Here is a 26,475-nt window from a genome sequence, read left to right as displayed (position 1 = left end):
CTCCGGCAGGCTGACCCGGCCGGGCTCTTTCCGCATCGCACTGCCCCTCCCCACCCCGCTCCCTAGGCCACGTCGATCCCGTACTCCCGCACCAGTTCCTCCAGGCCGCCCCGGTACCCCTTGCCGCCGATGACGAAGTCCCAGTCGCCGCCGGCGCGACGGCGGAAGGACCCGAGCACCAGGGCGGTTTCGTCCGGGCGGCCGTCGGAGACCTCCAGCCGGTCCAGTGGCGTCCCCGCGGAGTCCAGCAGTCGGATACCGGCGTTGGTGAACCCCGACAGGTCGGCCCCGGGGTTGGCCACGGGATCCACGGCGGCAACGATGACGAGGCGGTCGGCCCGCTCGGGCAGCGCGTCGAAGGAGACCCGGACGGCCGCCCTGTCCGGCGCGGCAGCGGGGAGCGCGCGGACCGCGCCGTCGGGCGTGCGGGGGTTGTTGAAGAAGACGAAGTGGTCGTCGTCCAGGACCCTGTTGCCCTGGCAGACGAGCGCGCAGACGTCCAGGGCGACGCCGCCCGACCAGTACATGCCCAGCACGTTGTGGTCGTCAGCCGCCGGCTCGCTCTCCGGCGCCGTCCGCGGGGCCGGTACGGTGCCGTCGCCGCCGCCCAGCCGGCCGCGCAGCCCGTAACGGTGCAGCAGATCGACCAGTTCGGAACCCGGGACCAGCTCCAGCGGCTTGCCGTTGGCGAACGTGTGCGAGCCGGGGCCGAACCGGGACGTCGTGACCAGCACGCCCTTGTTGGCGCCGGTGTCCTGGACGGTGCCGTACAGGTCGCGGACGGCCGTCGGCGGCACCGTGTTGCGGTAGCGCTTGACCTGCACGACGATCTTGCCGCCACGGATCGGCGCCGGATCCAGCGCATCGACGTCCACACCACCGTCGTTGGAGCGCTGCGTCGTCACCGCCTGCATCCCCATGGCCCGGAACAGCTCCGCGACCAGGGACTCGAAGGCGAGAGGATCCATCTCGTACAGATCCGGCTCCTCGTCCCCTCCGTGCGTGACGACGCCGTTGCCGATGTCCTCGGGAACCCGCCCCGGCCGCACCGTCGTGCCCTGGTCGGGACGCGGGGACAGCTGCCCCCTGAGCCCGTCCACCAGGCAGTCGACCGCGTTGACCTGCTCCAGGTGCAGCCCGGCGAAGGTGGCACGCGACACCATGACGGTCGCCAGGAACAGGTGCGCCCGCCTGCCGGTCACCGGGTCGTGATCATCCACGAACCCGTTCAACGCCACCGACTCCAGCGCGCCGAACTCGTCCGCCGCGAAGAGATCGTGCAACACCAGCAGGACGCACTGCGCGAGAACATCCCGGTACAGCGCGCGGCGCTGCGCCACCGGACGCGCCGTCTCCTTCTCCTGATCCGTGGACGGCAGATACCGCACCGACTTCGCCTCCGGGACGACGTCGTACTTGGGCAGCTCCCAGTTCAGCACCAACTGGCGTGCGCCCGAGTCGTACGCGGCGGACACCTGACGCGGCAGACCGTCCGGCCACCCCGTCGAGGCGTAGAGCGCGGCGGAGAAGTACTCCACCGCGGCCCCGGCATCACCGTTGCGAAGGCCCGCCGTCATCTCGGCGACACCGGCGTTGTGCCGGCGGATCTCCCCCAACTGGGCATCCGCCCACTGCTGGTACTGAAACTGATACGCGGCCAACTGCTGCTGACGCTGCGCCTCCGCTGCCTGCGCGGCCTGCCAGTCGTGCTCGAACCTGGCCCGCGCCTCCGCCTGCGCCTGAGCCCGCCGGCCGGCCGACCAACCACCCTGCGGCTGATACCGGTTCGGGTCCGGCATCGGGACGGGATGGGCCAGCCGACCCGGCGAGAAAGGCTCGATCCGCTCGGTCCTGGCCAGCGTGCCCGCCCGGAAAGCCGGAGCCCGGCACCCTGCCGCCAACAGACCCTGCAACGACTCGACCCGCGCGTCGAGCCCCTCCGTCCGCCGCCTCGCATCGGCCTCCCGCTGCTGCCGGTACGCCGCCTTCTGCTCGCGATGGCTGCGCGCCATCTCCCGCTGATAGGCCCGCTGTTGCCGTTCCTGATCCCGCTGCTGCCTGGCCTGCGCCTCCAGCTGACGTTGCTGTTGACGCTGCGCCTCGGCCCAGATACCGACCAACCCATTGGAGCGACGACTCATGCCCTACAGGCCCTCCCCACCAGAGCCCCGGCGCGCAGGCACCCGTCCCTGGCCCCATAACCAGCAGTGATGAGACGACTCTAATCGGCAGCCGGCACCCGGCCCCGCCACTTCCCCCACCTGGCCGGAGCCCGGCCCTCGCCCCCGGTCGGCCCACCGCCGCACTCCCCATCCGTACCGCATGGCTCAGGGATGCATACGAGCCCCCTTGAGCACCTTGTCCACCGCGTTGCGCGGCCCGTACACGGCGAGACCCACCAGATCCAACTGGTCCTTCGGCACGGCCCGTACCGCCGCGCGATTGTCCCGGTCGTTGCCGGTCGCGAAGAGGTCGGAGGTGAACACCGACCGGGGAAGCGCACGGGACAGGACGCGGCCGTGCGCGGCGGTCAGCGTCTCCTTCGTCCCCGCGAAGACCAGGACGGGCTGGCGGAACATCGGCAGATACGGGGTGCCGTCGGCATCGGCGTACGGCTCGCCGATGACTTCGGGCAGCTCCGAGCCGAGCCCGCTCACAAGGAACGCGGTCACATTCAGCCGCTGCCAGGGCTCCAGATCCTCACGCAGCAGAACAGCGATCTTGGTATCGAAGCGTGCACCGGGGTTCTCATTCGTCATGCTCCGAGGCTGCCAACCGCCCTGCCACCTCTTCTTGTACGTTCTTTGCATGGAGGCACGGCAAGAGGTTTCCGCATGGCGCCCGCGGATCCCTGGCGTCGCGGAGGTCCTCCACGCCCACTTCACCGAGCACGCCTACCCGATGCACCTCCACGACGTGTGGACGCTGCTGATCGTCGACGACGGCGCGGTCCGCTACGACTTGAACCGCCGCGCACACGGCACCCCGCACGACACGGTGTCCCTGCTCCCTCCACAGGTGCCGCACAACGGCTCGTCCGCCACCTCGCAGGGCTTCCGCAAACGGGTCCTCTACCTGGACCTGACCCAGCTGGACGAGAGCTTCATCGGCCCGGCGGTGGACGGCCCCGACCTGGCCGACCCCCTGCTCCGCCGACGCATCGGACAACTGCACACGGCCCTGACGTCCCCGGGCGACGACCTGGAAGCCGAGAGCCGCCTCGCCCTGATCTCCGAACGCCTGCGCAACCACCTGCGCCCCCGCCTCCTCACCCACCCACCGCAGCCCGACCGCGGCGTGGCCCACCACCTCCGGGACCTCCTCGACGAGCGACTGCCCCACGGCATCCGCCTGGACGAGGCCGCCGAACTGGTGCACGCCCACCCCGCACACCTGGTCAGAGCGTTCACCGCCTCCTTCGGCATAGCCCCCCACCAGTACCTGCTCTCCCGCCGCATCACCCACGCCCGCCGCCTCCTCCTCGACGGCCGCCCCCCAGCAGAGGTAGCCCCCGAAACCGGCTTCCACGACCAGTCACACCTCACCCGCCACTTCAAACGCCTCACAGGCACCACTCCGGGCCGCTACGCCGGTGGGGCGGGGGTCGAGGGAGGACGGCCGGCGGCCGGGGGAGGACGACGGCCTGGGACGAAGCGGTTGCCTACGGGTGGGGGTGGGCGGTGACCAGGGGCCGGCCAGCGTTCCTTGCGGGAGGGTCCGGCGCCCCTGACCTGGGCGCGGCGGCTGAATCCACTCAGGAGCAACTGTCGGTGGGGACGCTGGGCTTGGGCTCGAGGCTGGCCTGCGTCCGCGTGTGCCGCACATACGCCGCAAGCCCGAAGGCCCCGCCGCCCACTCGGACGACAGGGCCTCTGACCTGCTACTTCACTGTGCCCCCGGCAGGATTCGAACCTGCGACACCCGCTTTAGGAGAGCGGTGCTCTATCCCCTGAGCTACGGAGGCCGGGGCTTGTGGGAAACCTGGTCAAAGGCTCAGTGGATGAGCCTTGGCCCGGTTGGGCAAACCCGTGGTCGGTGGTTGGTGCGGCGATCGCCTGGTGTGCTCGGCGAAGGCAGCGGTGGGGAAGCCGACCGACCCCTGACAGGGTAGCGGATGCGTCACGGGCAGATCGCCCCCGTTGCGTCCGGCCCTCTGTTGTCGTGTTCCGGTGCGGCCTGGCGGGGGGCTGGATCTGTCCCGGGGGAGAGGGGGAGACGGGGAGATGAGGGGGGCGGCCAAGGTGGCCGGTCGTTCCTCGTCGGTGGCCCAGGGGGGCGTGCGCCTCAGGCGGATGCCGGTTCCGGGTGGCCGGGGTGGGAGGTCGTGTCGGGTGTGAAGTCGGCTGTTTCCAGGGGCTGGTCGGTGAAGAAGTGGAGGAGGAGGTCGGTCATTTCCTGGGCGCGTTCCAGGGCCACCCAGTGGTCCGATTCCGTGAAGCAGACGAAGCGGCTGTCTTCGATGGCGTCGGCGAAGGCTCGCTGGCGGTCGGGGGTGGAGACGTTGTCGTGTTCGCCGCAGAAGACCAGGGTGGGGACGCCGCGCAGGGCACCGGTCGGGTTGATGGCTTCGGTGGAGCGGTCCAGGACCTCGAAGGCGTGCGGGGTGCGGGTGATCGCGCGGGCCAGGAGGCGCTTGACGTAGCGGTGCACCAGTTTGCGGTGCCGTACGGTGCGGGTTTCGTCGTGGCAGAGCATGAGCTGGAGCATGAGGTCGAGGAACCCGTCCAGTTCGCCGGCCGTCATTTTGGCTGCGGCCTGGCGCCACAGTTCCAGCTTGTCGTCCGTGGTGGAGGCGGGTACGGCGCCCAGTAGCAGCCGTGCGATGCGGTCCGGGTGGCGCTGGGCGAAGTTGAAGGCGAGTACCGAGCCGAACGAGTAGCCGAAGAGGTTGATCCGGGTGATGCCGAGGTCGTCGATGACCTGCTCCAGCGCGTCGTGCATGACCTCCCAGCCCTGATCGCTGCGCAGCGGGTCGGCGTCGCCGGAGCCGGGCAGGTCGATGCTGATCAGGCTCGCCACGGCCAGTACGGGGGCGTCGAGGTTCTGCCAGCCGTACTTGTCCTGAAGGGCGCCGCCGAGAACGAGCACGGGTTCCGTCCGGGCGTCCGGTTGCCGCAGGAACCGGTAGCTGTACGAGAGGCCGTGCACGCTCAGGTTGCGGATCACTTCTTCGGTCATGGCTCTCCTTGGTCGGTTTCGCGTGGCCCGGTGCGGCGGCTTTCACCCACGGGTGGGGTGCGGGTGCTCAGGCGGCGGCCGAGTGCACGGCCGCGAGCAGTTCACCGACGTTGTTCCGTGGGGTCAGCACGGCGTTCTCCAGGTCGACGTCCAGGTTTTCCTCGATCAGCAGCCGCAGTTCCTCCAGCGCCAAGGAGTCGACGCCGAGGTCCCGCAGGGCGGCTTCGGGGCTGACGGCCTGCCGCGGGACGCCCATTTTCGTCGTCAGGAGCGTGCTGACCTGCTGCGTGATGTCCACTCGTTTTTCCTGTCCTCGTCGCCGGAAGGGCTTCGCCACGCGGAACAACGGCACGGCCGTTCCATGAGTTACGCCGCCGCGGGAGGGGCTGTACGCGCGGCGGGAGGCTGCCGCGGGCGTACAGCGGGGGCAGGTTCAGGCGGCGGACGGTGTCCTCGTCGAGGGGCTCGCAGAAGGTGTGCAGGCTGTTCGCGAGGTGCTGGAGGGAGCGGATGGCGAAGTGGCCGGACGGGTAGCCGACGGCCTGGCAGGGGGTGCGCGTCGCGGCTGACCGGCGAGGAGTTCGGCCGACTGGTGCACGGCGATGAACAGCCGCTCGTCCGCCCACTGTTGTGGCTCGGCCGTCGGGGTGCGGGGGGGGGGGGGGAGGGCTGGAGCGCGAGCAACGCGTCGGAGTGGAGCGGAGCGGTTCCGGTCCGGGGTGCGGTGTCAGCCCGGGAGATGCCAGCTGACGGTGCCGTCGGTGGTGACGAGGACGGTGAGGATGACGAGGTCGGCTGCGCCGAGGGCGAGGCCGAGGAGGGCGCGTCCGCGGCGGGTGGTGCGGCGGGCCAGGGCGAGGGCGCCGAGTACCAGGGCGCAGGGGCCGAGGACGACGTTGAACACCAGGGTGCCGAGCAGGCCGAGGACGAAGGAGGCCACGGCCATGCTGTCGGCGTGCGCGCGGGAGGCGGGCCGGGTGGCGTCGGGGCAGGTCGCGTCAGGTCCGGTCGCGGAACTCTGGGGCGCGGAAGCGGAGTTGGGGGTTTCGGTCGTGGTCCTGTGGAGCGTGGTGGTGGTCATCGGGACGTCCCCTCGGCCGGGTTGCGGCGTTCGCGGAGGTAGAAGACGAGCAGCCAGCCGGTGATGACGGCGGCGGCGATGAGGGTGAGCGGGACCGGGAGATGTGCCGCGGTGCCCAGCAGGACCCCCATCAGGAGGAGGGCTGCGACGAGGAAGAGCATGAGCTGCCTTTCCCATTCGGAGGACAGTTGTTCACTCAGTTCCTTCAGTGTAGGGCTCCCGCGGGTGGAGAAGTTCGGAGAACGGTTGTTTACTGGATGATGTGAGTCACACCGTGGGGGTCCGCCGGGCCCAGAAGCAGAAGACCCGTCAGGCACTGCTCGACGCGGCGCTCGGCCTGCTGGCGGAGCAGAGCCTGAGCAGTCTGGGCCTGCGTGAGGTGACGCGGGTGGTCGGCATCGCCCCGACCGCCTTCTACCGGCACTTCTGCGGCATGGGGGAACTCGGCGTCGCGCTGGTCGAGGAGGCGCTGGGCAGCCTGCATTCCATGGTGCGGGCGATCCTCGCCGAACAGGCCGCGGCCGAGGAACGGATCGACCGCACGGTGGCGGTGGTCGAGCGGCACGTACGCGAACACCCCGCGCACGTACGGTTCGTGGCCCGCGAGCGGCACGGCGGCGTACGGGCCGTGCGGCAGGCCATCGCCGGGGAGCTGGAACGGTTCGGCACCGAGGTCGCCGACGCGCTCAAGACGCAGCCGGTTTCCCGGGGTTGGAGCGACGACGACGTACGGATGCTCGCCGAGCTGTACGTCGACCGGCTGGTGACCACGGCCGCGGCGATCCTGGACGCGGAGGACGCCGGGAGCGCGGAGGGCGAGCGGGAGCGCGCGGTGCGGATGGCGCGCCGGCAGCTGCGGCTGATCAGCATCGGGCGGCAGCACTGGAAGGACGAGGAGGAGGGCGGGGAGGAGGGCGAGGAGCCGGGCGGCGGGGGTGCGGCCTAGTGGGTCAGGCGGCGGGTGGGCGTACGCGTATGCGGTAGGTGCCGTTCCGGTTTTGGGTGAGGACGCTGACGGCGGCGTGGCTGCGGGGGTCGGTGTAGGTGGCGCCGGGGCGGAAGGCGGCGTCGGTCAACTCGGCGTGTACGTAACGGTTTCCGGTGAGGCAGCCGCCGCTGTGCGGGGTGGCGTCCATGACGTGCAGCGGGCCGCCGCCCGATGCGACGTCGGTGGCGACGCGGTAGACGAGGACGCCGGGGCGGCAGAGCGCGGGATCGAGCGGGCCGCGGGTGCGCGCCTCGGCGACCAGGGCGGTGCGGGCGGACGTCGGCATGACGACGATCTTGGTGCCGCCCGGTGACGGCAGCGGCGTGAGGGTGTGCTCGGCGGCCGGGCCGCCAGGTGGCGCGCACACCACCTGGTTGCCGCCCAGCCAGCCGAGCTTCCATTTGTGCCAGCCGGTGAAGTCGTTGGCGGGGCCCCAGTCCTCGTCCATCGGATCCCAGTGCCCTGCCGCGGGCGGGGCGCCGCGGCCGTCGGTGTAGTAGAGGTCGGGCAGGCCGAAGGAGTGCGCGTTCTCGTGGTTGATGACGCGGAAGGGGCTCGGCCCCGGCTGCCGGCTCCAGATGAACGACACGTTGCGGAACGGCACGCCGTCGCCGGTGCGCAGGCCCAGATCGCTGCCGCTGAAGGTGACGGACAGGACGGTACGGGTCGCGGCCGGGCCCGCGTTGGGCGCGGCGATGACGTTGACGACGTCGTAGTCACGGAAGTCGACGGAGGCGTCGACGGCCCGGACGACCTCCTGGGAGAGCGCGTGGTAGCCGTCGTCCGACGCCGGGTCGAAGGCGGCCCCGCGCCGTATGCCGTACGCGGCGAGTGGCCGCGCCATGTGGAGCCACTTCAGGAGCGGGGCGGGGCGGTAGACGAGCCGGCCGTACGAACTGGCGTGGAAGTACTCGGCCGCGGCGGGGAAGAACTCGGCGAAGCGGGCGCGCGGGGTGATCGTGGCGCGGGCGTCGGGGAAGTCGATGAAGAGGGTGAGCGCCCTGATGGTGCCCTGTGCGCGGGCGTAGCCGTCGGGGGTGGCGGCGGTCTCGGCCACGTTGTCGGTGATGCCGTCCAGGGCGCACGGGCCGCTCGGCCGCTCGGCCGCCGACGGGGACGTGGGGCCGTCCGGGGCCTGCGGGCCGGTCGTCGGCGGTGTCGCGGTGGTGGCGGGCGGGCCGCACAGCGCTATGGCGGCGGTCGCCGTGGCCGCGCCGACGGCCAGCGCCGCGGATATGCCCTGCTTCATATGGATCACCCTGCGGCGGGCGGTGGCCGGGCGCGCGGGGGGTTACGTCATCCGGCGTCATGGAGGGCCGGCGCGGGCCGCGGCGGCGGCGCGGGGTCGGGGCGCCCGCGCACCAGGGGGTAGCAGGCGAGGCCGATGAGTACGGAGGCGAGGTGGCCGATGTCGGTGACGTTGCGGCCGGTGAGCAGCGGGGCGCCGTGGAAGACCAGGACGCCCAGCACGTAGACGTAGCTCCAGGGGGCGGCGAGGCGGTAGGTGAGGACGGCGATGACGCCGGCCAGGGCGTAACTGACGCCCACGTCAAGGGTGTTGACGGCCGAGCGCGGTGCGGCGCCGGTGCGGATGGCGAGGGCCAGCGCGGCCTCGCTCAGGTAGGTCGCGCCGACGTGCGCGGTGGCCAGGACGGCGAGCCAGCGGCCGGTGCCGAGCCAGCGTTCGGCGGGCACGTGGACGAGGTTGTAGACGACGAAGTACAGCGGCCAGCCGCCCCCGTCGAGCCAGAGCGCGCTGGTGAGCAGGACCCGGACGGGGGAGTGCACCAGGTTGTGGATGTTGGTCGAGCGGTGCTGGAGGACGTGGGTGAGGGCGGCGGGGGTGAAGCGGTGCATGATCACCGACGTCACCAGCAGGACGGCGAGCCAGACGAAGGTGCCAGGAGCCCGGCGGAGATACGTCCGGAGGCGGGCGGCGGTGCGACGGAGTGCGCGGGGCCTGGGGTGCGGCAGCAAGCGGGCCCGGAAGACGGTGAATCGGGGCCATCGGCGCATAGCCGACAAATTACCAAGAGGGGGTGGGCAAGGCTGGACGAATGGGGTGAGTGAATGTGACCCGGGTCACATTCGGGCGGGAAATATCCGGGGACATCTTCCCCGTTTGGATGTACGTTGACGCAAAACGGGGAACGGATCCCCGCTTCGTGAGGGCGAGCTCCGTCGCGCGGGGAACCCCCGCCCGGTGGGCACGCCGCACGACGTCACGCGACACGAAGAGACCACGACGCGGCCGGCCGGCGGGACGAGGCCGGCGGGCGACGAGTAACGGGAGGAGGGCCGCTGTGACCGCGACCGGAACCAAGGCGAAGCTCCGGCGGAGCGTACGGGCCGCGCGGTCCGTGGCGGCCGGACAGCCCGAGAGGGTCGATGCGGCCGGGCAGCCCCGGCTGCGCGCCGACGCGCAGCGCAACCGCGAGCGGATCATCGCGGCGGCCCGCGAGGCGATGGTCGAGTTCGGGGCCGAGGTCCCGCTCGACGAAGTGGCCCGCCGGGCGGGTGTCGGCAACGCGACGCTCTACCGCCACTTCGCGGACCGCCTGGAGCTGATCCACCACGTCACGCTCTCCGTCATGTACCGCACCGCGCAGGCCGCCGAAGGCGCTCTCGCGGAGGAGTCCGACGACCCCTTCCAGGCGCTGCGGTGCTTCGTCCACGCGGCGGTCGATGAGCGTATAGGCGCCCTGTGTCCGCTGCTCTCGGACGGCGTGGACGTCTCCCATCCCGACCTGATAGCGGCGCGTGAGCGGCTGGAGGCTGCCATCGAGGCGCTCATGGCCGCCGCGCGCGACAGCGGCCGGCTGCGCACCGACATTGCCGTCGGTGACCTGATGGTCGCCCTCACCCAGCTGACGCGTCCGCTGCCCGGCAGCGTCTGCACCCACTTCGACCGCTTCGTGCACCGGCACCTCCAGCTGTTCCTCGACGGCCTGCTGGCGCCCGCACGCTCCGAACTCCCCGGCACCGCCGCCACGTTGGACGATCTCAGGCGCCGGCCGTAAACCCGGGCGGCGCACCGGCAACGGCGCCCGCGTCCGCCCTCGCAACACCCTTCGCATCACCAGCACCACCGGTGCCGCAGAGCAGTGGTCCCGCTGCCCTGCGCCGCCGCCATCCCTGATCAGCTTTCATTCGCTCACTGCACCACTAGGTGGATCCCGTCATGCCCGAAAACTCCTCTTACGTCGATCCGCGGCGCTGGAAAGCGCTGATATTCATCGCCCTCGCGCAGCTGATGGTCGTCCTCGACGCGACGATCGTGAACATCGCGCTGCCCTCGGCACAGTCCGACCTGGGCATATCCGACGCCAACCGCCAGTGGGTCATCACCGCCTACGCACTCGCCTTCGGCGGGCTGCTGCTCTTCGGTGGCCGTCTCGCCGACCTGTGGGGCCGCAAGCGGACCTTCACCATCGGGCTGATCGGCTTCGCCATCGCCTCCGCGCTCGGCGGGGCCGCGGCCAACCAGGGCATGCTGATGGGCGCACGGGCGCTCCAGGGCGTCTTCGGCGCGCTGCTGGCGCCGGCCGCGCTGTCCCTGCTCGCGGTGACCTTCACCGAGGCCAAGGAGCGCGCCAAGGCGTTCGGCATCTTCGGTGCGATCGCCGGTGGCGGCGGCGCCGTGGGCCTGATCCTCGGCGGCGTCCTCACCGAGTACATGAACTGGCGCTGGACCTTCTTCGTCAACATCCCGTTCGCGGTGATCGCGGCGGCCGGCGCCATCCTGGTGATCCGTGAGCCCGCGGGCAGCCGCAACCCGTCCCGGCTGGACGTGCCCGGCGTCCTCCTGGCCACCCTCGGCCTGGTCTCGCTGGTCTACGGCTTCACCCGCGCCGAGTCCGACGGCTGGCTGGCCGCCCCGACGCTCGGCCTGTTCGCCGCCGCCGCCGTGCTGCTGCTGGTCTTCGTGCTGGTCGAGTCCAAGGTGAAGGCCCCGCTGCTGCCGCTGCGGGTGGTCGCCGAGCGCAACCGCGCCGGTGTCTACGCCTCGCTCGGCCTGGCCGTGATCGGGATGTTCGGGCTCTTCCTGTTCCTGACGTACTACCTCCAGATCGTGAAGGGCTACACGCCGGTCATGACCGGCCTGGCGTTCCTCCCGATGATCGTCGGCATGATCACCGGCTCGACGCAGATCGGCGCCCGCCTGATGACCCGGGTGCGCCCGCGTCTCCTGATGGCGCCGGGCTTCACGCTCGCCGCCGCCGGCATGCTGCTGCTCACCCGGATCGACCTCGGCACGTCCTACGCGACGCTGATCCTGCCCGCTTTCCTGATGCTGGGCCTGGGGATGGGTACGGCGTTCATGCCGGCCATGTCGCTGGCCACCCACGGCGTGCAGCCGCGGGACGCCGGTGTGGCGTCCGCGATGGTCAACACCTCGCAGCAGGTGGGCGGCGCGATCGGTACGGCGCTGCTCAACACCATCGCGGCCAGCGCCACCACCACGTACGCCGCCTCACACGCGGCCGGGGCGCGGTCCCTTGAGGTGCTGAAGCTCCAGTCGATGGTGCACGGCTACGCCGCCGCCATCTGGTGGGCGGTCGGCATCCTCGTCCTGGCGGCGCTGATCGCCTTCACCTTCGTCACCACCGGCCACCAGGGCGGTGCTTCACCTGCCGCTTCCGGCGGCGGTGAGGGCGCGAAGGAGTCCGACGGCGAGGGCGACGACCTCCAGATCCCGGTCATGGTGCACTGACGCCTGACCGTACGGGCCGGGCGCCCGGTGGCCGTGACGCGGCGACCGGGCGCTGTGCCACCGGAAGGCGCCGGCCTCCCCTCGCTCCTCAGCGGAGCCAGGGGAGGTCGGCGCCTTCCGGCTGGAGTCCGTCCGCCATGACCCGGCAGATCTCGGCCAGTTGGCCGACCTGCTCGGGCGAGAGGCGGTCGAAGATCGCCCCGCGCACGGCGGCGACGTGGCCGGGGGCGGCCTTTTCCAGGACCCGCAGGCCCTCGTCCGTGAGGAGGGCGAGCTGGCCGCGCTTGTCCGACGGGCAGTTCTCGCGCCGTACCCAGCCGTTCTTCTCCAGGCGGGCGACCGCGTGGGAGAGGCGGGAGCGGGTGATCTTCGCGTTCTGGGCGAGTTCGGTCATCCGCATCCGGCGCCGCGGCGCACGGGACAGCTGAACGAGCAGGCCGTAGTAGACGTGCGGCATCCCGGCGTCGCGCTGGAGCTGGCGGTCGAGGTGATCCTCCAGCAGCGTGGTCGCGTGGAGGTACGACTGCCAGGCGTATTGCTCCTCGTCGTTGAGCCAGCGCGGCTCGGCTGCGGGTTCGGTGCTCATGCCATCCATTCTCGCATCGGCCCCACTGTTCTTGAAGTTTTAACAATGCGGGGATAGGCTGAAAACCATCACTTGAATCTTCAAGTAAATGTCTCTGTTGATCTTCCCACAGTGACACCAGTGAGACCTGAGATACGTCCGGGAGTGGCGATGTCCGTGATGCCGGCCCTTTACCTCAGCCACGGCGCGCCGCCGCTGGCCGACGACGCGCTCTGGCCCGGCCAACTGGCGGCCTGGTCCGCGCAACTGCCGCGCCCCACGGCCGTGCTGATCGTCTCCGCCCACTGGGAGGAGGCCCCGCTCGCCCTCGGCGCCACGGAAACGGTGCCGCTGGTCCACGACTTCTGGGGCTTCCCCGAGCACTACTACCGGGTGCGCTACGCCGCCCCGGGCGCACCGCAGCTCGCCGCACGGATCCGCGCCACGCTGCGGACCGCAGGCACCCCGGTGCAGGACGTCCCCGACCGTGGCCTTGACCACGGCGCGTACGTCCCGCTCGTCGAGATGTTCCCGCAGGCCGACGTCCCGGTCCTGCAGCTCTCGATGCCCACCCTCGACCCGCACCGCCTCTTCGAGATCGGCCGCAAGCTGGCCCCGCTGCGCGACGAGGGCGTACTCATCGTCGGCAGCGGCTTCTTCACGCACAATCTGGCCGCCCTGCGGCATCAGGGGCCCGGCATGCCGTCCTGGTCGGCGGAGTTCGACGACTGGGGGCGGCGGGCCCTGGAGGCACGTGACCTCGACGCGCTCTTCGACTTCCCGCACAAGGCGCCGGCCGGGCGGCTGGCGCACCCGCGCACCGAGCACTTCGCGCCGCTGTTCGTCACCCTCGGCGCCGCGGACGCCCGGGGACAGCTGGACGACGGCCGGAGCGTGATCGACGGGTTCTGGATGGGGCTCGCGAAGCGGTCGCTGCAATTCGGCTGAGGGGGCGGGACGCACATCGGGGGAGTCGGTGCGGACCGGTGGCGGGGCGGGATCAGCCTTCCGCCGGGGTCAGCTTTCCGCCGGGGTCAGCTTTCCGCCGGGGTCAGTCTTCCGGCGGGATCAGCGCCAAGGCGCGGAGGGCGGCTGCCAGGGCGCGGTCGTCCCCCTCCGGTGTCCAGGAGGCCACGTCCAGGGCGGTGTCGGTCAGCTTGATCGCGTGCTCGTCGCCGTGCGCCGTGGCCCGCGCGAAGACCTCGTCCGGGGTCAGCGACCCGGCCCGCAGCGGCGGCAGCGCATCGTCGGGGGAGTAGAGGGAGGTCAGGGCCGCGGACGCCGCCCAGGCGGCGCGCAGCGATGGCGCCCACAGGGGACGCGGCAGCGCCGGCAGGGTGCGCAGGACGGCGTTCGGCGCGGTCGCCGCGTGCACGAGCAGGATCGCGTCGCCGTGGGCGTAATCGACGTAGCGATGGGTCGACGCCCGGACCACGGCGGCGAGTTGATCCCGGGCCGCCTCCGGGTCCTGCGGTGCCGCGACGGCCTCGGCGGCTGCCGCCCAGCCCGGGGTGTCCGGTAGCTGGGCGAGGCCCTGGAGCGGGCTGACCTGCTGGTCGGCGATGTGCGGGAGGGCGTCGAGCGCGGCGGCGGGGGAGGCGGCGCCGGTCGGCTCGACCGCCACGGGCAAGGTGGTGTGCCGGGCCGCCCAGTAGCCGATCGCATGCGCGAGTTCGGCGATACGTGGCTCCTCCTCGCCCTCCTCCAGGAGGGTGCGCACGGCGTGGCCGACCCGGATGACGGGGTGGGTGGCCGCGCCCGCGATACCGGGCAGCAGCCGGGGCCACCAGGCGGCGAGCACCTCACGCCAGGGGTGCTCGGCGACGGCGTGGGTGAAGTACGTGGTCCAGTCGGTGACCCGCTGCGGATCACCCAGCGCCTCCTGCCAGTTGGCTTCGGTGATGCGTTCCCTGGCGCTCGGTACGTCCTCCAGCTTGGCGGAATAGTGGTCGAGCCAGCGGTGGACGGTGCGGGACTGCCCGTGCCTGACCAGCGCCTCGACCGCCATGGGGCCGTGGTTGGCCAGATAGCCGCGGAATTCGGGCCCGGTCGCGTGCAGTCGCTCCAGGGCCTCGTCGAGGGTGCCGTTCTGTGTGTCCATGCCGCGAGGCTAGGCCGGGCGCAAGCGGTGCGTAACGGGCTGCGGCCCTACTCCGCTGGTCGCAACGGCGGGGGCCGGAAGGCGGGGGTAGGTGGTGCGGAAGGCGGAGGCCGGGGGGCGTTGTCAGTGGTGCGTGGCACGCTGAAGTCATGAATGAAGACAGGGCAGTTGACGAGACGGCCGACGGCGCCGCCCGGCCCGCCGGGGCGACGGACCTGGGCCGGGCCTATGACTCCTTCACCGATACCTGGGCGCCGCGGATCGCGGCCGTGGTCAACGACTACGACGTCAAGATCGCCAAGGTCGAGGGCGCCTACGTCTGGCACGCACACGCGGACACCGACGAGTTCTTCCTGGTCCTCGCGGGCCGGCTGACGCTGGAGCTGGCGGACCGCGATCCGGTCGTGCTGGGCCCGCAGCAGCTGTTCACGGTGCCGCGCGGACTGTCGCACCGCCCGGTGGCCGAACCGGGCACCCGCATACTCCTCTTCGAGCCGCAGGGCACGGTCAACTCCGGCGACGCCACGCTGACCGGCGAGGACGCCTGGGTGTGCGCCACGGCGGGGGTGCCGCTGACGGAGGGGTAGGCGGCCGGCCAGGGCAGCCGGCCAGGGGGATCCGTGGAAGCTGTGGGAAGCCGTGGGAAGCCGTGGGGAAATCCGGACAGGGGGTGTCGGGTAAGGGCGCGACGGTGGGGCCATGGTGACGAGATGCGAGAGCGCGGCGAGCGTGGCAGCGGGCATGGCAGCGGGCGGGACGGAGAGGAACGGGGCGAAGAAGGACGGGGCGAAGAACGATGGCGCGGGGGAGCGGGGGACGGTCGGTGTCGGCTGGGTGCAAGTGGTGGCGGCGGAGCCGGAGTTCGCCGCTCGGGTGCAGGGGAGGTTCGGCGCGTACACCCACCACGTCCTCGGGACGCTGCGTGCGGACGGATCGCCGCGGCTGAGCGGACTGGAGGCCGACTTCCGTCACGGCGAGCTGTGGCTCGGCATGATGACCGGTTCGCGCAAGGCCCTCGACCTGCGCCGCGACCCACGCTTCGCGCTGCACACCAACCCCGGTCCCGGCACGGACCTGGCGGGCGGCGACGTACGGGTGTCGGGGCGGGCGGTGGAGGTGCGTGAGACGGAGGTGCTCAGACGCTATGCCGACGCGGTGCGGCCACCGAAGCCGTTTCTGCTCTTCAGGGCAGAGGTGACCGAGGTGGTGCGGACCTTCGTCGCGGATCCGTACCTGGTGCTGGAGAGCTGGCGGCCGGGATGCCCGCTGCGCACCGTGCGGCGGACGAGCACCGATGCGTCGCCGGAGACCGTCTGAGCGCCTGAGCGACCGGGCCGGGCGCGCTCCACCGGCCGCGCCGGGCGCGCAGCGCTGAGCGGGACGCGGTGCGCGCCCCGCTCAGCGCATGCCAGCGCATGCCAGCGCGTGCCAGTGCATGCCAGCGCGTGTCAGTGCGCGCCGTGGGGTCTGTGGTGCGTACGGGGCCGGTGCAGGCCGTGGGGCTCGCGTACGCGATGGGTGCGGAAGACGTAGAGGGAGACGACGCCCATGATGATGCCCATGACGAGGCCCCAGGCGCTCGATTTGAGAACCGAAGGGCCACTGAGGCTGTAGAGCCAGCCCATCGAGACACCAAACAGCGCGCCGTAGGCCAGCGCCCTGGTGTCGGTGATCATGGACGACTGGAAGTGCACGAGCAGCAGCCCCAGCGCCCCGGAGACCACGGCCGCGATCAGCCCGAGCAGGGCCGCCTGGCCGCCCTTCGCGCCGCTGGTGTGGTCGATCCAGATCGTGTAGCAGCCGAACCCGAGCGCGGCGATCACGGGAAGCGCCACGGCTGCCGGGATGCGCCGCGCCGTCCCGGAACGCGCCGGTGACGCCGACGAGGTGGCGCCGTGTTCCCCTTCGACCACGCCGTGTGAACGGGCGGCCCGCGCCCCGTGGCGCAGAGCGTGCTTGACCATGACGGGCTCCTCTCGCTTGCCCTCTGTCCAGGCGACACCCGCACACCGCCCGCGTCAACCGGAGCACCCGGAGGGCGAATCGACCGCCCCGCGGCACCGCCCACCGACGGCAGGACCCGTCACGTCACCCCCTCAATCCCGCACCCTCCCCAGGTCCTTCTGATACCAGGCGACATCCCAGTAGCGGCCGAATTTGCGGCCGACCTCGGTGTACGTACCGATGTGACGGAAGCCGAACCGGGTGTGCAGGCGGGTCGACGCCGCGTTGGGCTGCGCGATCCCGGCGTACGCGCGGTGGACGTCCTCATCGGCCAGCGCCGCGAACAGCGCCCGGTAGAGCAGGGTGCCGATGCCGCGGCCCGCCGCGTGCGGCGCGCAGTAGACCGTGACCTCGACGGAGGTGGCGTACGCGGCCTTCGGACGGAACGGGCTGCTGGTCGCATACCCGAGCAGGGCGCCCCGCGCCGCGCCCACCACCGCGCTGTCCCCGCCGTCCGCCCCGGCCGCAGCCCCGTCCCCCGCTCCGCCCCTCCCGGCCGTCCCACCCCCCGTTCCGTCCGCCCCGGTGTGCCGGAATTTCCACCGATCTGTCGTATCCGGCTTCTGCTGGGCAACCAGGAGCCGGTGCGGGCCGTCTTCGGGGTGGGAGAGCAGCCACGGGCGACGCTGCTCCGGGGTGAACGGCTCTGTGTCGAATGTGAGGGCCGTCTCACGTACGTAGTGGTTGTACAGCTCGGTGAGGGCGGTGATGTCCGCCTCGGTACCGGCCCTGACCTGCACTTCCCTGCTTGTCGGCAGCATCCGGCCTCCCTGGGTGGGGGCGCAGGGTACTGCATGATCAGAAAAAAGAGGCACGGCATGGGAATTCTGTCCGGATTCCAGCCGTTGTTTCCTTCGGATGGAGGTACTCGGCCGCGGCCGGGCTCGCTGCGTCCACGTCCCGCGAACGACTCATTACCGACTCATCGCAAAGGGAGCATACGCATGGCAACCCGTGCCGTCGCCCGCCGTCAGACCACCAAGAGTGGCGCTGACGGGGCCAGCAGTGTTCGCGCTGTAGGCGGGGAGATCGCCGACCGCGACCTGGTCGGCATGTACCTCGATGAAATCGCGCGTACGCCCCTGCTCGACGCCGCCAAGGAAGTCGAGCTGTCCCAGACCATCGAGGCCGGTGTGTACGCCCGGCAGATCCTCGACGGGGTCGTCGCCGACGGCAATGCCGCGGGTGCGGACCACGAGGAGCTGGCGGCGCTGGTCGCGGAGAGCGAGAAGGCCAAGGACGTCTTCATCCGGTCCAACCTGCGGCTCGTCGTCGCGGTGGCCCGCCGCTACCCGCGTGCCGGACTCCCGCTTCTGGATCTGATCCAGGAGGGCAACGCCGGTCTGGTGCGCGCCGTGGAGAAGTTCGACTACGCCAAGGGTTTCAAGTTCTCGACGTACGCGACGTGGTGGATCCGTCAGGCCATCACGCGCTCCATCGCCGACCAGTCGCGCACGATCCGGCTGCCCGTGCACCTCGTCGAGGAGCTGGGGCGCATCCGCAGGGTCCAGCGCGAGTTCAACCGCGAGAACGGCCGTGACCCGGAGCCGGCGGAGGTCGCCGCCGAGCTGGGCTCCACCCCCGCGCGCGTCACCGACGTGCTGGACTGGGCGCGCGACCCGGTCAGCTTGAACATGTCGGTGGACGACGACGGCGACACCCAGTTCGGTGACCTCTTGGAGGACACCTCCGCGGCCTCGCCCGAGCAGTCTGTGCTCTCGCTGTTGCGCAGTGAGGAGCTGGAGGACCTCATTGACCGCCTCGACCACCGCACCGCCTCGATCATCAAGGCCCGTTACGGCATCGAGGACGGCCGCGAGCGCACGCTGACCGAGGTCGGCAAGCAGCACGGCCTGACCCGCGAGCGGATCCGCCAGATCGAGAAGCACGCGCTGCTGGAGCTGAAGCGGATGGCGCGCGACACCGGATTCGACGCGGCGGCCTGATCCCTGGGGCGCGCAGTCCCCGGGGCCGCCCCGCCGCAGTCCCCGTAGAGGCCCGCGTTCCGGATCCGGACCCGAGCCGGACCCGAGGCGGACCCGAGCCGGACCGGACCGGACCGGACCCAAGTCGGCCTCGATTCGCGTCCCGAGTCGCCCTCGATCCGGCCCCCGTTTCCCCTGTTCCCCAAGCCCCGGTGCCGAGAGGTGTCGGGGCTTCTTCGTGCCCTTCTCCGCGCCCCTCTCCGTGTCCTTCTCCGTGCCTGCGCGGCGCCGTACCGGTTCGCGCCCGCGGCGCCGTACCGACTCGTGCCCCCGGCGCCTCGCCGACGCCCCACGCGATGCCCACTTGAGTCCGTCCGCTGCCCGTTCCTGTTTACTTTGCCGAAGTGCGGGCGTAATCTGCCGCTGAAACCACAGGGTCGGGCAGGGAACGGACACGGACGCAGATGTACGCAGCTGAGCGCCAGCAAGGGATCCTGCGCCTCGCCAGGGAGGCCGGGCGGGTCGACGTGCTGTCCCTCGCGGAGCATTTCCAGGTCACCGCCGAGACCGTACGGCGCGACCTGAAGGCCCTGGACCGGGCCGGTCTGGTCCGCAGGGTGCACGGCGGCGCCATTCCGGCCGGCCGGCTGGACTTCGAGCCCGACCTCGCCGAGCGGGACGCGGTGGCCGCCGACGAGAAGGTGCGCATCGCGCGGGCCGCGCTCGCCGAGCTGCCCGGTGGCGGCTCCGGAAGCGTCATCATCGACGCCGGCACGACCGCGGCACGGCTCGCCGCCGAGATCCCGCTGGACGCCGAACTGACCGTGGTCACGCACGGCCTGCCGGTCGCCGCCCGGCTCGCCGACCACCCGGGGCTGACCCTGCACCTCGTCGGCGGCCGGATCCGGCAGCGGACCCGCGCCGCGGTCGACGACTGGGCACTGCGCGCCTACCGCGAGATCAACGCCGACGTGCTGTTCCTCGCGACCAACGGCTTCTCGCTCGACGGCGGCCTGACCACCCCCGACCTCGCGGAAGCCGCCGTGAAACGGGCGCTGATCGCCGCCGCCCGCCGGGTCGTCCTGCTCGCCGACTCCGCCAAGTCCGGGCAGCGGCAGTTCGCCCGCTTCGGCGCGCTGTCGGACGTGGACCTGCTGATCACCGATACCGGGCTCAGCCCCGACGACGCCCACGCCATCGAACGCGCGGGCACGGAAGTGGTGCGCGCATGATCCTCACCGTCACCCCCAACCCCAGCCTGGACCGCACGTACGAGATCCCGGCGCTGGACCGCGGGGCCGTGCTCCGGGCCACCGCCGACCGGATCGACCCGGGCGGCAAGGGCGTGAACGTCTCGCGCGCGGTCGCAGCCGCCGGGCGGCGCACCCTCGCGCTGCTGCCGGTCGGCGGCGCCGCCGGTGCCGCGCTCGCCGCGCTCCTGGAGGCCGACGGCATCGAGGTGGCGGGTGTCCCGGTGGCCGGGCAGACCCGCTCCAACATCTCCGTCGCGGAGCCCGACGGCACCCTGACGAAGATCAACGCGGCGGGGCCCGAGCTGTCCGCCGCCGAGTCCGACGCGCTGCTCGCCGCGGTCGGCGAACGCTCCGCCGGCGCCGACTGGATCGCCTGCTGCGGCAGCCTGCCGCGCGGCCTGACACCCGAGTGGTACGCCGAACTGGTCGCCCGCGCCCACCGGGCCGGCACCCGGATCGCGCTGGACACCTCGGGCCCGTCGCTGACGGCGGCGCTGCGCGAGCGTCCTGACGTCGTCAAGCCGAACGCCGAGGAGCTGGCGCAGGCCGTGGGACGCCCGCTGGCCACGGTCGGCGACGCCGTCGATGCCGCGGCCGAACTCCGCTCCCGGGGCGCCCGCGCCGTGCTGGCCTCGCTCGGCGCGGACGGCCAGCTGCTGGTCGACGGCGGGGGCGCGTACTTCGGCAGCGCGCCGGTCGCCGCCGTCCGCAGCAACGTCGGGGCGGGCGACGCCTCGCTGGCCGGGTTCCTCGGGGCGGGCGGCACGGGCGTGGCGGCCCTGGCGGCGGCGGTGGCCCACGGCGCGGCTGCCGTGCAGCTGCCCGGCAGCCTGATGCCGGTGCCGTCGGACCTCGATCCGGCGGCGGTCACCACGACCGGCGACGTCCCGCTGGACCGCCGGCTCACGGAGCCCGTGCCGTGACCTGCCACCCGCGCCCCGGGCCCGGCCCCGTACGGACCCGCCGCAGCCTCTCCCCCTCCTCCGTCCTCACCGCCGCCCGGCGGTACCGCGCGCAAGGGAGCCCGCGATGAGTGAGCTGATCACTGCGGAACTGGTCGACCTCGACCTGTCCGCCGATACGAAGGACGCCGCCGCTCGTTCGCTGGCCGAACGGATGGCCGCGGCCGGACGCGTCACCGACCTGGAAGGCTTCCTCGCGGACGTGGCCGCGCGCGAGGCGCAGATGCCCACCGGCCTCGACGGCGGCATCGGCATTCCGCACTGCCGCAGCGCGCACGTCACAGCGCCGACGCTGGCGTTCGGACGCAGCGCGGCGGGCATCGACTTCGGTGCCGCGGACGGCCCCGCCGACCTGGTCTTCCTGATCGCCGCACCGGCCGGCGGCGACGCTGACCACCTGTCGATCCTCTCGTCCCTCGCCCGCCACCTGATGGACGCGTCCTTCACCGGCGCCCTGCGCGCGACGACGGAACCGGAGCGCGCCGCCGCCCTGATCCGCGGTGAGGAGCCGGGGGAGGGGACGGGAGAGGGGACGCAACTGCCCGCGCCCGCACCGGAGTCCACCCCTGAACCCGAGGCCGAGGCTGAGGCCGCTGCCGAGGATCCGGCCCCCGCCCCCGCCTCCCCCACCCCCTTCCGCATCGTCGCCGTCACCTCCTGCCCCACCGGCATCGCGCACACCTACATGGCCGCCGAATCGCTGGCGAAGGCAGGTGCGGCGGCAGGCGTCGAGCTGACCGTCGAGACCCAGGGCTCGGCGGGCTTCGAGAAGCTGGATCCGCAGGTCGTGGCGGACGCCGACGCGGTGATCTTCGCGCACGACGTCGAGGTCCGGGACCGGGAGCGGTTCGCCGGTAAGCCGACCGTCGACGTCGGCGTGAAGGCGGGCATCAACCGCCCCGCCGAACTCATCGCCGAGGCACGGGAGAAGGCGGCCCACGGCGTGCCCGGCGCCCCGGAGCGGCCCGCCGCACCGATGGACAAGGACGGCGACGGCACGGACGGCTACGCGACCCGGCTGCGCAAATGGCTGATGACCGGCGTCAGTTACATGGTCCCCTTCGTCGCGGCCGGCGGCCTCCTCATGGCCCTCGCCTTCGCGATCGGCGGCTACACCGTCAACAAGGCGCCGTCCGTCGCCGACCACTTCCTGTGGACCGAGTCCGCCAGCTGGGCCGCGCTGCTCTTCCAGATAGGCAGCACCGCGTTCGGCTTCCTCGTCCCGGTCCTGGCCGGATTCATCGCGTACGGCATGGCGGACCGGCCCGGCCTGGTGCCCGGCTTCGTCGGCGGCGCCCTCGCGCTCACCATCGACGCGGGCTTCCTCGGCGGCCTGATCGCGGGCCTGCTCGCGGGCGGTGTGGTGCGGGCGATCCAGCGGGTCCGCGTCCCGGCACCGCTGCGCGGCATCATGCCCGTCGTCGTCATCCCGCTGCTCTCGTCGGCGATCGTCGGGTTCCTGATGTTCCTGGTGATCGGCAAGCCGGTCGCGGCGCTCCAAAAGGGCCTGACCGACTGGCTGTCGGGCCTGTCGGGCGCCAACGCGGTCATCCTCGGCGTCCTGCTCGGCCTGATGATGTGCTTCGACCTCGGGGGCCCGCTCAACAAGGTCGCCTACGCCTTCGCCGTCGGCGGCCTGGCCAACCCCAACGAGGGCAGCCTGAAGGTGATGGCCGCGGTGATGGCGGCAGGCATGGTCCCGCCGCTGGCGATGGCGCTGGCCACCACCGTCCGCGGGCGGCTGTTCACCACGACCGAACGGGAGAACGGCAAGGCGGCGTGGGTGCTCGGCGCTTCCTTCATCACCGAGGGCGCCATCCCCTTCGCGGCGGCCGACCCGTTCCGCGTCATCCCGTCGGCGATGGCGGGCGGCGCGGTCACCGGCGCCCTCTCGATGGCCTTCGGCTGCACCCTCCGCGCCCCGCACGGCGGCATCTTCGTCGTCCCGCTGATCGGCCGGCCGCTCCTCTACCTGCTGGCCATCGCGGCGGGCACCGGCGTCAGCACCGCCCTGGTCATCCTCCTCAAACGCCTCCGCAAGCCGGACACCCCCGGCCCCGCCCCGTCCGAACGCCCCACCGACCGGACGAACGAGGCGCCTGCTGCGGTCTGATGGTGGTGTGCGGTGGTTGCGGGAAAACGAAAGCGGCCGGCCCCCTCCAGGGGACCGGCCGCTTTTGTGGTGTCGGGGGTCAGGTCGCGCTGCCCGACTGCCACTGGGACCAGGGCAGGTTCCAGCCGTTGAGGCCGTTGTCCGGCTGGACGGTCTTGTCGGGGGAGCCCTTGACGATCACGACGTCGCCGACCAGCGAGTTGTCGAAGAACCACTTGCCGGGGGTGTCACCGCCGCCGCCCTTGGAGTCCTGGAGGCCGACGCAGCCGTGGCTGGTGCCGGACTTGCCGAAGATGGAGGGGGAGCCCCAGTAGTTGCCGTGGATGAAGGTGCCGGACGACGACAGGCGCATGGCGTGCGGGACGTCCTTGATGTCGTACTCGCCGCCGAAGCCGACCGTCGAGCCGTCCATCCGGGTCTGCTTGAACTTCTCCGAGATCACCATCTGGCCGTTGTAGGTGGGGTGATCGGCGCTGCCGCCGGAGATCGGGATGGTCTTGAAGGTCTTGCCGTCCCGCTTGATCGTCATCGTCTGGGTGTCCATGTCGACGGTCGAGACCTGGGAGCGCCCGATGGTGAAGTTGACCGTCTTGGACTGGACGCCGGTGATGCCATCGCCGCCCTGCACGCCGTCCAGGTCGATCTTCATGGTGACCTTGGAGCCGGCCTTCCAGTACTCCTCGGGCCTGAAGTCGAGGCGCTGCGCGCCGAACCAGTGCCCGACGACCTTCTGGCCGCTGCTGGACGTCACCGTGATGTGGGACTGGACGTCCTTCTTGTTGGCGATGACCTTGTCGAAGTTGAACGAGACCGGCATGCCGACGCCGACGGTCTTGCCGTTGTCGGGGGTGTAGGTGCCGATGAAGCTGTTGGCGGACGAGACGGTGGTGAAGCTGGCGTTCTCGGTGGCGGAACGGCCCTTGGCGTCCTTCGCGTTCGCCACCAGCTTGTACTTGGTGCCGCGCTCCAGCTGAGCCCCGGGCTTCCAGGAGAGGCCGTCGCCCGATATGGCGCCCTCGACGGGGGCACCGGAGTCGGCGACCGTGAGCTTCACGTCGGTCAGCTTGCCGCCGCTGACCTTCACTCCGGTGTCGTTGATGCTGGCGTCCGTGGCGCCGTCCTTCGACGAGACCTTGATCTTGGCGTCCGATGCGTCCTTGGCCGCCGCGGCGTCCGCGCCCGCCTGGCCGTTCTTGCCGTCGCCCGAACCGGCTTCGGCGTCACCCCCGCAGGCGGACAGGGTGAGCGCGCCCGCGGCGAGCAGTGCGGTCACGGCGAAGGTGCGGCGCATCCTGCGGTTGCGGCGAGGGGCTGCTGCGCTCTCCTGCTCGGGCGGCTGGAGCAGCTGGTGCGAGGTACGGGACCGAGCGGTCGCGGTGGTGTCCGGCGATGTCACGAGCTGCTCCATACAAGGGTGTTGTGTTTCCGTGCTGGTAAACAGCACCAACGGGTGATTTTGGTTGCAGGTTGGACGTTCTTGTGGCCGAGGTCACACGCGCGGTGGCAATGGGCTGTCGGGTGGCCCCGACAGCCAGGTTCGCAGCGGGGCGCCGTGTTCGTCCAGACGCGGTGGCGCGTAAGGGGCTGTGACGGGTGTCTCGGAGAGCCGGAGCGGGCTGCTGACCTGTGGAATCCGCCCCTCACCCACCGGTGTTACCGGATCGAGCCCCAGGCGGTCGGCCAACTCCAGGGCCTCGGAGAGGGTATTGACAGGGCCGCAGGGCACCCCGGCCTCGGCCAGCCGCGGGGCCCAGCCCTGCGGGGTGTCGGACGCCAGGAGATCTTCGAGGGATGTGATGAGGTCCGTTCGGTGCTGCACCCGGTCCTGATTGCGGAGGAAGCGGGCATCTTCCGCGAGTTGGGGTGCGCCCAGTGCCCGGACCAGCGCCCGGAACTGCCCGTCGTTCCCGGCCGCGACGGCCAGCAGCCCGCCCCGGCAGGCCAGCGTCTCGTACGGCGCGATGCTGGGGTGGCGGTTGCCCATCGGGCCGGGGTCGCGGCCGGTCGCCAGGTGTCCCGACGTCTGGTTGACGAGCGAGCCGAGCAGCGACGACAGGAGGTTGACCTCCACCAGCTGGCCCCGGCCCGTGCGGTCGCGGTGGCGCAGCGCGGCGAGGATGCCGGTGGTGGCGTCCTTGGCGGTGAGCACGTCCACCAGCGCGACACCGGCCTTCAGCGGCGGCCCGCCGGTCTCCCCGGTGATGCTCATCAGGCCGCCGACCGCCTGCACCACGAAGTCGTACCCGGCGAGCCCCGCGCCGTCGCCCGAGCCGAAACCGGTGATCGAGCAGTGCACGAGGCCGGGGTTGGCGGCGCGGGTGGCCGCCTGGTCGAGGCCGTACTTGGTGAGCGCGCCCGGCCGGAAGTTCTCGATCAGCACGTCGGCGCGGCGGGCCAGTTCGCGGGCCGCCGCCGCGTCGTCCGCCTCGCCCAGGTCCAGGGCGAGGCCGCGCTTGGACCGGTTGGCGGCGTCGAAGTACGCGGCGGTGCCGTCCGGGGCGAACGGCGGCCCCCAGGCACGGGTGTCGTCGCCTGCCCCCGGCCGCTCCACCTTGATCACCTCGGCGCCCAGGTCGGCGAGGGTCGCCGCGGTCAGCGGGCCCGCCAGCACCCGGCTGAAGTCGGCGACGAGGATGCCGTCGAGGGCACCGGCGGTGGCGGAAGGACCGGCCGTACGGGGCGCGGGCCGCGGGAGCGGGGAGGGCGGCGGCGACTGCTGGGGCGGCTGCGGCACGTGCGTACTCCTCACGTCGCGGACGGTGTGCCGCCATGCTCGGGGACGCTCTTCCCCGCGGGGAAGTCACCGGGTTGTCCAACGGGCCGGGCCGCACCCTGCCGCGCCGGAGCGGTGCGCCGGAGCGGCCGGTGGGCCGATGCGCATCCGAACGGCGCCCGCGCCCCGGGCCGTTCAGTTCCCCGGGTCGTTCAGTTCACCGGGCCGAGCCTGAGCAGTGCCAGGGCCGCCAGCATCTGGACCGATATGGCCGCTGCCGCCTTGTGCGTCGGCAGGTGGTGCTGGCCGCGTATCAGCAGTACCGCGAGGACGTACCCGAAGCCCCAGGTCGTGTAGGTCGCGGCCTGGATGAAGGTGGAGTCGGGCGGCAGCCAGCTCGCGATGGCCAGACGCGGCAGATCGGTCACCCAGAACAGCACGATGAACAGGCTCGCGGTCGGCGCGAAGCGGCCGTTGCCGCCGAGCGTACGGGCGATGGCGTGGGTGACCGCGCCCAGCGCGAAGCTGGCCAGCAGCACACAGCCGACGGCCAGCCCGACGAGCTGGAGCGCCGCGCCGTGGTCGGCCGCCCACTGCCCGTGGAAGGCGTCCGCCGACAGCACCCCGATGCATCCGCTGATCAGGGACAGCAGGAGAGCCGCGCTCCACGCGCTGCGGTCCCTGGCCTCGTCCAGCACCTCCACCGGCCGGTACCAGAGGCCGAGTATCAGCCGGTGCCACCACAGCCGACGGCGCTCGGGCGGGCGGCTCTGCGGCTGGACGAGTGTGGGGGGAGGCGGCGGTACGAACATACGGCCGTTCTACCACCGGTGTTTCGGGGGCAACTGCGGGGGAGTCGACCGCGGAGGCGGCGGGAC

Annotated in this window: 26 protein-coding genes and 1 tRNA gene; 11 read left to right on the top strand and 16 right to left on the bottom strand. The window is 71.9% G+C overall.

Features of this window, described 5'->3' with window-relative positions; all coding sequences use genetic code 11:
- Positions 1-62 precede the first annotated feature (62 nt).
- Positions 63-2,141, bottom strand: a complete 2,079-nt coding sequence (locus ACIBK8_RS10895; RefSeq protein ID WP_399041414.1) for a restriction endonuclease — start codon at positions 2,139-2,141, stop codon at positions 63-65.
- 186 nt (positions 2,142-2,327) lie between these two features.
- On the bottom strand, positions 2,328-2,759 hold the full coding sequence (locus ACIBK8_RS10890) for a DUF2000 family protein (protein WP_393683405.1): 432 nt from the start codon (positions 2,757-2,759) through the stop codon (positions 2,328-2,330).
- 49 nt (positions 2,760-2,808) lie between these two features.
- Here ACIBK8_RS10890 and ACIBK8_RS10885 point away from each other — a divergent pair, with 49 nt between their 5' ends.
- Positions 2,809-3,684, top strand: a complete 876-nt coding sequence (locus ACIBK8_RS10885; RefSeq protein ID WP_399041413.1) for an AraC family transcriptional regulator — start codon at positions 2,809-2,811, stop codon at positions 3,682-3,684.
- Between the two features lie 207 nt (positions 3,685-3,891).
- On the opposite strand, the gene ACIBK8_RS10880 is transcribed toward ACIBK8_RS10885, so the two are convergent.
- From ACIBK8_RS10880 to ACIBK8_RS10860, 5 genes are all read right to left on the bottom strand, one after another.
- Positions 3,892-3,964 (bottom strand) — tRNA-Arg (locus ACIBK8_RS10880).
- A 320-nt stretch (positions 3,965-4,284) separates the two neighbouring features.
- Positions 4,285-5,178 carry an alpha/beta fold hydrolase gene (locus ACIBK8_RS10875; RefSeq protein WP_399041411.1) on the bottom strand — a complete coding sequence of 298 codons (894 nt, stop codon included), beginning with the start codon at positions 5,176-5,178 and terminating at the stop codon, positions 4,285-4,287.
- Between the two features lie 67 nt (positions 5,179-5,245).
- On the bottom strand, positions 5,246-5,476 hold the full coding sequence (locus ACIBK8_RS10870) for a phosphopantetheine-binding protein (RefSeq protein WP_399041410.1): 231 nt from the start codon (positions 5,474-5,476) through the stop codon (positions 5,246-5,248).
- Between the two features lie 429 nt (positions 5,477-5,905).
- Positions 5,906-6,259 (bottom strand): hypothetical protein, encoded by a 354-nt coding sequence (locus ACIBK8_RS10865; RefSeq protein WP_399041409.1) that lies wholly within the window; start codon positions 6,257-6,259, stop codon positions 5,906-5,908.
- A complete protein-coding gene (locus ACIBK8_RS10860; RefSeq protein WP_399041408.1) occupies positions 6,256-6,420 on the bottom strand; it encodes a hypothetical protein in 165 nt (54 codons plus the stop codon). The genes ACIBK8_RS10865 and ACIBK8_RS10860 overlap by 4 nt, the downstream gene beginning before the upstream one ends.
- Positions 6,421-6,521: 101 nt before the next feature.
- Here ACIBK8_RS10860 and ACIBK8_RS10855 point away from each other — a divergent pair, with 101 nt between their 5' ends.
- Positions 6,522-7,205, top strand: a complete 684-nt coding sequence (locus ACIBK8_RS10855; RefSeq protein WP_399041405.1) for a TetR family transcriptional regulator — start codon at positions 6,522-6,524, stop codon at positions 7,203-7,205.
- 4 nt (positions 7,206-7,209) lie between these two features.
- On the opposite strand, the gene ACIBK8_RS10850 is transcribed toward ACIBK8_RS10855, so the two are convergent.
- Together ACIBK8_RS10850 and ACIBK8_RS10845 are read right to left on the bottom strand one after the other, a co-directional pair.
- Complete coding sequence (locus ACIBK8_RS10850; RefSeq protein ID WP_399041403.1) at positions 7,210-8,496, bottom strand: M6 family metalloprotease domain-containing protein; 1,287 nt, start codon at positions 8,494-8,496, stop codon at positions 7,210-7,212.
- Positions 8,497-8,543: 47 nt separating this feature from the next.
- Positions 8,544-9,263, bottom strand: coding sequence for a rhomboid-like protein (locus ACIBK8_RS10845; RefSeq protein ID WP_399041401.1), 720 nt, complete (start codon positions 9,261-9,263; stop codon positions 8,544-8,546).
- Positions 9,264-9,607: 344 nt separating this feature from the next.
- Here ACIBK8_RS10845 and ACIBK8_RS10840 point away from each other — a divergent pair, with 344 nt between their 5' ends.
- Together ACIBK8_RS10840 and ACIBK8_RS10835 are read left to right on the top strand one after the other, a co-directional pair.
- Positions 9,608-10,267, top strand: coding sequence for a TetR/AcrR family transcriptional regulator (locus ACIBK8_RS10840; protein ID WP_399041655.1), 660 nt, complete (start codon positions 9,608-9,610; stop codon positions 10,265-10,267).
- 161 nt (positions 10,268-10,428) lie between these two features.
- Positions 10,429-11,961, top strand: coding sequence for an MFS transporter (locus ACIBK8_RS10835; protein WP_399041399.1), 1,533 nt, complete (start codon positions 10,429-10,431; stop codon positions 11,959-11,961).
- 88 nt (positions 11,962-12,049) lie between these two features.
- Here ACIBK8_RS10835 and ACIBK8_RS10830 read toward each other — a convergent pair whose 3' ends face one another.
- Positions 12,050-12,556, bottom strand: coding sequence for a MarR family winged helix-turn-helix transcriptional regulator (locus ACIBK8_RS10830; RefSeq protein ID WP_399041398.1), 507 nt, complete (start codon positions 12,554-12,556; stop codon positions 12,050-12,052).
- A gap of 141 nt (positions 12,557-12,697) precedes the next feature.
- Between ACIBK8_RS10830 and ACIBK8_RS10825 the strand changes: the two genes are divergently transcribed.
- Positions 12,698-13,474, top strand: a complete 777-nt coding sequence (locus ACIBK8_RS10825; protein WP_399041397.1) for a dioxygenase — start codon at positions 12,698-12,700, stop codon at positions 13,472-13,474.
- 103 nt (positions 13,475-13,577) lie between these two features.
- On the opposite strand, the gene ACIBK8_RS10820 is transcribed toward ACIBK8_RS10825, so the two are convergent.
- Positions 13,578-14,627, bottom strand: coding sequence for a questin oxidase family protein (locus tag ACIBK8_RS10820; protein ID WP_399041396.1), 1,050 nt, complete (start codon positions 14,625-14,627; stop codon positions 13,578-13,580).
- Between the two features lie 149 nt (positions 14,628-14,776).
- Here ACIBK8_RS10820 and ACIBK8_RS10815 point away from each other — a divergent pair, with 149 nt between their 5' ends.
- Positions 14,777-15,214: a cupin domain-containing protein gene (locus ACIBK8_RS10815; RefSeq protein WP_399041395.1), complete on the top strand. Its 438-nt coding sequence runs from the start codon at positions 14,777-14,779 to the stop codon at positions 15,212-15,214.
- A gap of 253 nt (positions 15,215-15,467) precedes the next feature.
- On the top strand, positions 15,468-15,944 hold the full coding sequence (locus ACIBK8_RS10810) for a pyridoxamine 5'-phosphate oxidase family protein (RefSeq protein WP_399041654.1): 477 nt from the start codon (positions 15,468-15,470) through the stop codon (positions 15,942-15,944).
- A 131-nt stretch (positions 15,945-16,075) separates the two neighbouring features.
- On the opposite strand, the gene ACIBK8_RS10805 is transcribed toward ACIBK8_RS10810, so the two are convergent.
- Positions 16,076-16,591, bottom strand: coding sequence for a hypothetical protein (locus tag ACIBK8_RS10805; protein ID WP_399041394.1), 516 nt, complete (start codon positions 16,589-16,591; stop codon positions 16,076-16,078).
- A gap of 132 nt (positions 16,592-16,723) precedes the next feature.
- On the bottom strand, positions 16,724-17,392 hold the full coding sequence (locus tag ACIBK8_RS10800; RefSeq protein WP_399041393.1) for a GNAT family N-acetyltransferase: 669 nt from the start codon (positions 17,390-17,392) through the stop codon (positions 16,724-16,726).
- Positions 17,393-17,575: 183 nt separating this feature from the next.
- Between ACIBK8_RS10800 and ACIBK8_RS10795 the strand changes: the two genes are divergently transcribed.
- The 4 genes from ACIBK8_RS10795 to ACIBK8_RS10780 all read left to right on the top strand — a co-directional run bounded on the left by ACIBK8_RS10795 (position 17,576) and on the right by ACIBK8_RS10780 (position 22,884).
- Entirely contained in the window at positions 17,576-18,577 is a 1,002-nt protein-coding gene (locus ACIBK8_RS10795) for an RNA polymerase sigma factor RpoD/SigA (RefSeq protein WP_399041391.1), read from the top strand.
- A gap of 443 nt (positions 18,578-19,020) precedes the next feature.
- Entirely contained in the window at positions 19,021-19,788 is a 768-nt protein-coding gene (locus tag ACIBK8_RS10790; RefSeq protein WP_399041390.1) for a DeoR/GlpR family DNA-binding transcription regulator, read from the top strand.
- A complete protein-coding gene (pfkB, locus tag ACIBK8_RS10785) occupies positions 19,785-20,732 on the top strand; it encodes a 1-phosphofructokinase (RefSeq protein WP_399041389.1) in 948 nt (315 codons plus the stop codon). Before ACIBK8_RS10790 ends, pfkB begins: the two co-directional genes overlap by 4 nt.
- 106 nt (positions 20,733-20,838) lie before the next feature.
- Positions 20,839-22,884 carry a fructose-specific PTS transporter subunit EIIC gene (locus tag ACIBK8_RS10780; RefSeq protein ID WP_399041388.1) on the top strand — a complete coding sequence of 682 codons (2,046 nt, stop codon included), beginning with the start codon at positions 20,839-20,841 and terminating at the stop codon, positions 22,882-22,884.
- A gap of 79 nt (positions 22,885-22,963) precedes the next feature.
- Here the strand turns inward: ACIBK8_RS10780 and ACIBK8_RS10775 are convergent, their stop codons facing one another.
- From ACIBK8_RS10775 to ACIBK8_RS10765, 3 genes are all read right to left on the bottom strand, one after another.
- A complete protein-coding gene (locus ACIBK8_RS10775; protein ID WP_399041387.1) occupies positions 22,964-24,292 on the bottom strand; it encodes an Ig-like domain-containing protein in 1,329 nt (442 codons plus the stop codon).
- A gap of 81 nt (positions 24,293-24,373) precedes the next feature.
- Positions 24,374-25,618, bottom strand: coding sequence for a CaiB/BaiF CoA transferase family protein (locus ACIBK8_RS10770; protein ID WP_399041386.1), 1,245 nt, complete (start codon positions 25,616-25,618; stop codon positions 24,374-24,376).
- Between the two features lie 191 nt (positions 25,619-25,809).
- Complete coding sequence (locus ACIBK8_RS10765; RefSeq protein ID WP_399041385.1) at positions 25,810-26,409, bottom strand: YIP1 family protein; 600 nt, start codon at positions 26,407-26,409, stop codon at positions 25,810-25,812.
- Positions 26,410-26,475: the final 66 nt, after the last annotated feature.

Source organism: Streptomyces sp. NPDC050161 (genome assembly GCF_044460025.1).
Lineage (GTDB): Bacteria > Actinomycetota > Actinomycetes > Streptomycetales > Streptomycetaceae > Streptomyces.
This window is presented reverse-complemented; position numbering and strand designations above follow the sequence as displayed.

What these genes read in the sequence shown, in the direction of transcription:
- ACIBK8_RS10895 (WP_399041414.1), bottom strand. Translation starts at nt 2,141, where the DNA reads ATGAGTCGTCGCTCCAATGGGTTGGTCGGTATCTGGGCCGAGGCGCAG.
- ACIBK8_RS10890 (WP_393683405.1), bottom strand. Translation starts at nt 2,759, where the DNA reads ATGACGAATGAGAACCCCGGTGCACGCTTCGATACCAAGATCGCTGTT.
- ACIBK8_RS10885 (WP_399041413.1), top strand. Translation starts at nt 2,809, where the DNA reads ATGGAGGCACGGCAAGAGGTTTCCGCATGGCGCCCGCGGATCCCTGGC.
- ACIBK8_RS10875 (WP_399041411.1), bottom strand. Translation starts at nt 5,178, where the DNA reads ATGACCGAAGAAGTGATCCGCAACCTGAGCGTGCACGGCCTCTCGTAC.
- ACIBK8_RS10865 (WP_399041409.1), bottom strand. Translation starts at nt 6,259, where the DNA reads ATGACCACCACCACGCTCCACAGGACCACGACCGAAACCCCCAACTCC.
- ACIBK8_RS10860 (WP_399041408.1), bottom strand. Translation starts at nt 6,420, where the DNA reads ATGCTCTTCCTCGTCGCAGCCCTCCTCCTGATGGGGGTCCTGCTGGGC.
- ACIBK8_RS10850 (WP_399041403.1), bottom strand. Translation starts at nt 8,496, where the DNA reads ATGAAGCAGGGCATATCCGCGGCGCTGGCCGTCGGCGCGGCCACGGCG.
- ACIBK8_RS10845 (WP_399041401.1), bottom strand. Translation starts at nt 9,263, where the DNA reads ATGCGCCGATGGCCCCGATTCACCGTCTTCCGGGCCCGCTTGCTGCCG.
- ACIBK8_RS10835 (WP_399041399.1), top strand. Translation starts at nt 10,429, where the DNA reads ATGCCCGAAAACTCCTCTTACGTCGATCCGCGGCGCTGGAAAGCGCTG.
- ACIBK8_RS10830 (WP_399041398.1), bottom strand. Translation starts at nt 12,556, where the DNA reads ATGGATGGCATGAGCACCGAACCCGCAGCCGAGCCGCGCTGGCTCAAC.
- ACIBK8_RS10825 (WP_399041397.1), top strand. Translation starts at nt 12,698, where the DNA reads ATGTCCGTGATGCCGGCCCTTTACCTCAGCCACGGCGCGCCGCCGCTG.
- ACIBK8_RS10820 (WP_399041396.1), bottom strand. Translation starts at nt 14,627, where the DNA reads ATGGACACACAGAACGGCACCCTCGACGAGGCCCTGGAGCGACTGCAC.
- ACIBK8_RS10815 (WP_399041395.1), top strand. Translation starts at nt 14,777, where the DNA reads ATGAATGAAGACAGGGCAGTTGACGAGACGGCCGACGGCGCCGCCCGG.
- ACIBK8_RS10805 (WP_399041394.1), bottom strand. Translation starts at nt 16,591, where the DNA reads ATGGTCAAGCACGCTCTGCGCCACGGGGCGCGGGCCGCCCGTTCACAC.
- ACIBK8_RS10800 (WP_399041393.1), bottom strand. Translation starts at nt 17,392, where the DNA reads ATGCTGCCGACAAGCAGGGAAGTGCAGGTCAGGGCCGGTACCGAGGCG.
- ACIBK8_RS10795 (WP_399041391.1), top strand. Translation starts at nt 17,576, where the DNA reads ATGGCAACCCGTGCCGTCGCCCGCCGTCAGACCACCAAGAGTGGCGCT.
- ACIBK8_RS10790 (WP_399041390.1), top strand. Translation starts at nt 19,021, where the DNA reads ATGTACGCAGCTGAGCGCCAGCAAGGGATCCTGCGCCTCGCCAGGGAG.
- pfkB (WP_399041389.1), top strand. Translation starts at nt 19,785, where the DNA reads ATGATCCTCACCGTCACCCCCAACCCCAGCCTGGACCGCACGTACGAG.
- ACIBK8_RS10780 (WP_399041388.1), top strand. Translation starts at nt 20,839, where the DNA reads ATGAGTGAGCTGATCACTGCGGAACTGGTCGACCTCGACCTGTCCGCC.
- ACIBK8_RS10775 (WP_399041387.1), bottom strand. Translation starts at nt 24,292, where the DNA reads ATGGAGCAGCTCGTGACATCGCCGGACACCACCGCGACCGCTCGGTCC.
- ACIBK8_RS10765 (WP_399041385.1), bottom strand. Translation starts at nt 26,409, where the DNA reads ATGTTCGTACCGCCGCCTCCCCCCACACTCGTCCAGCCGCAGAGCCGC.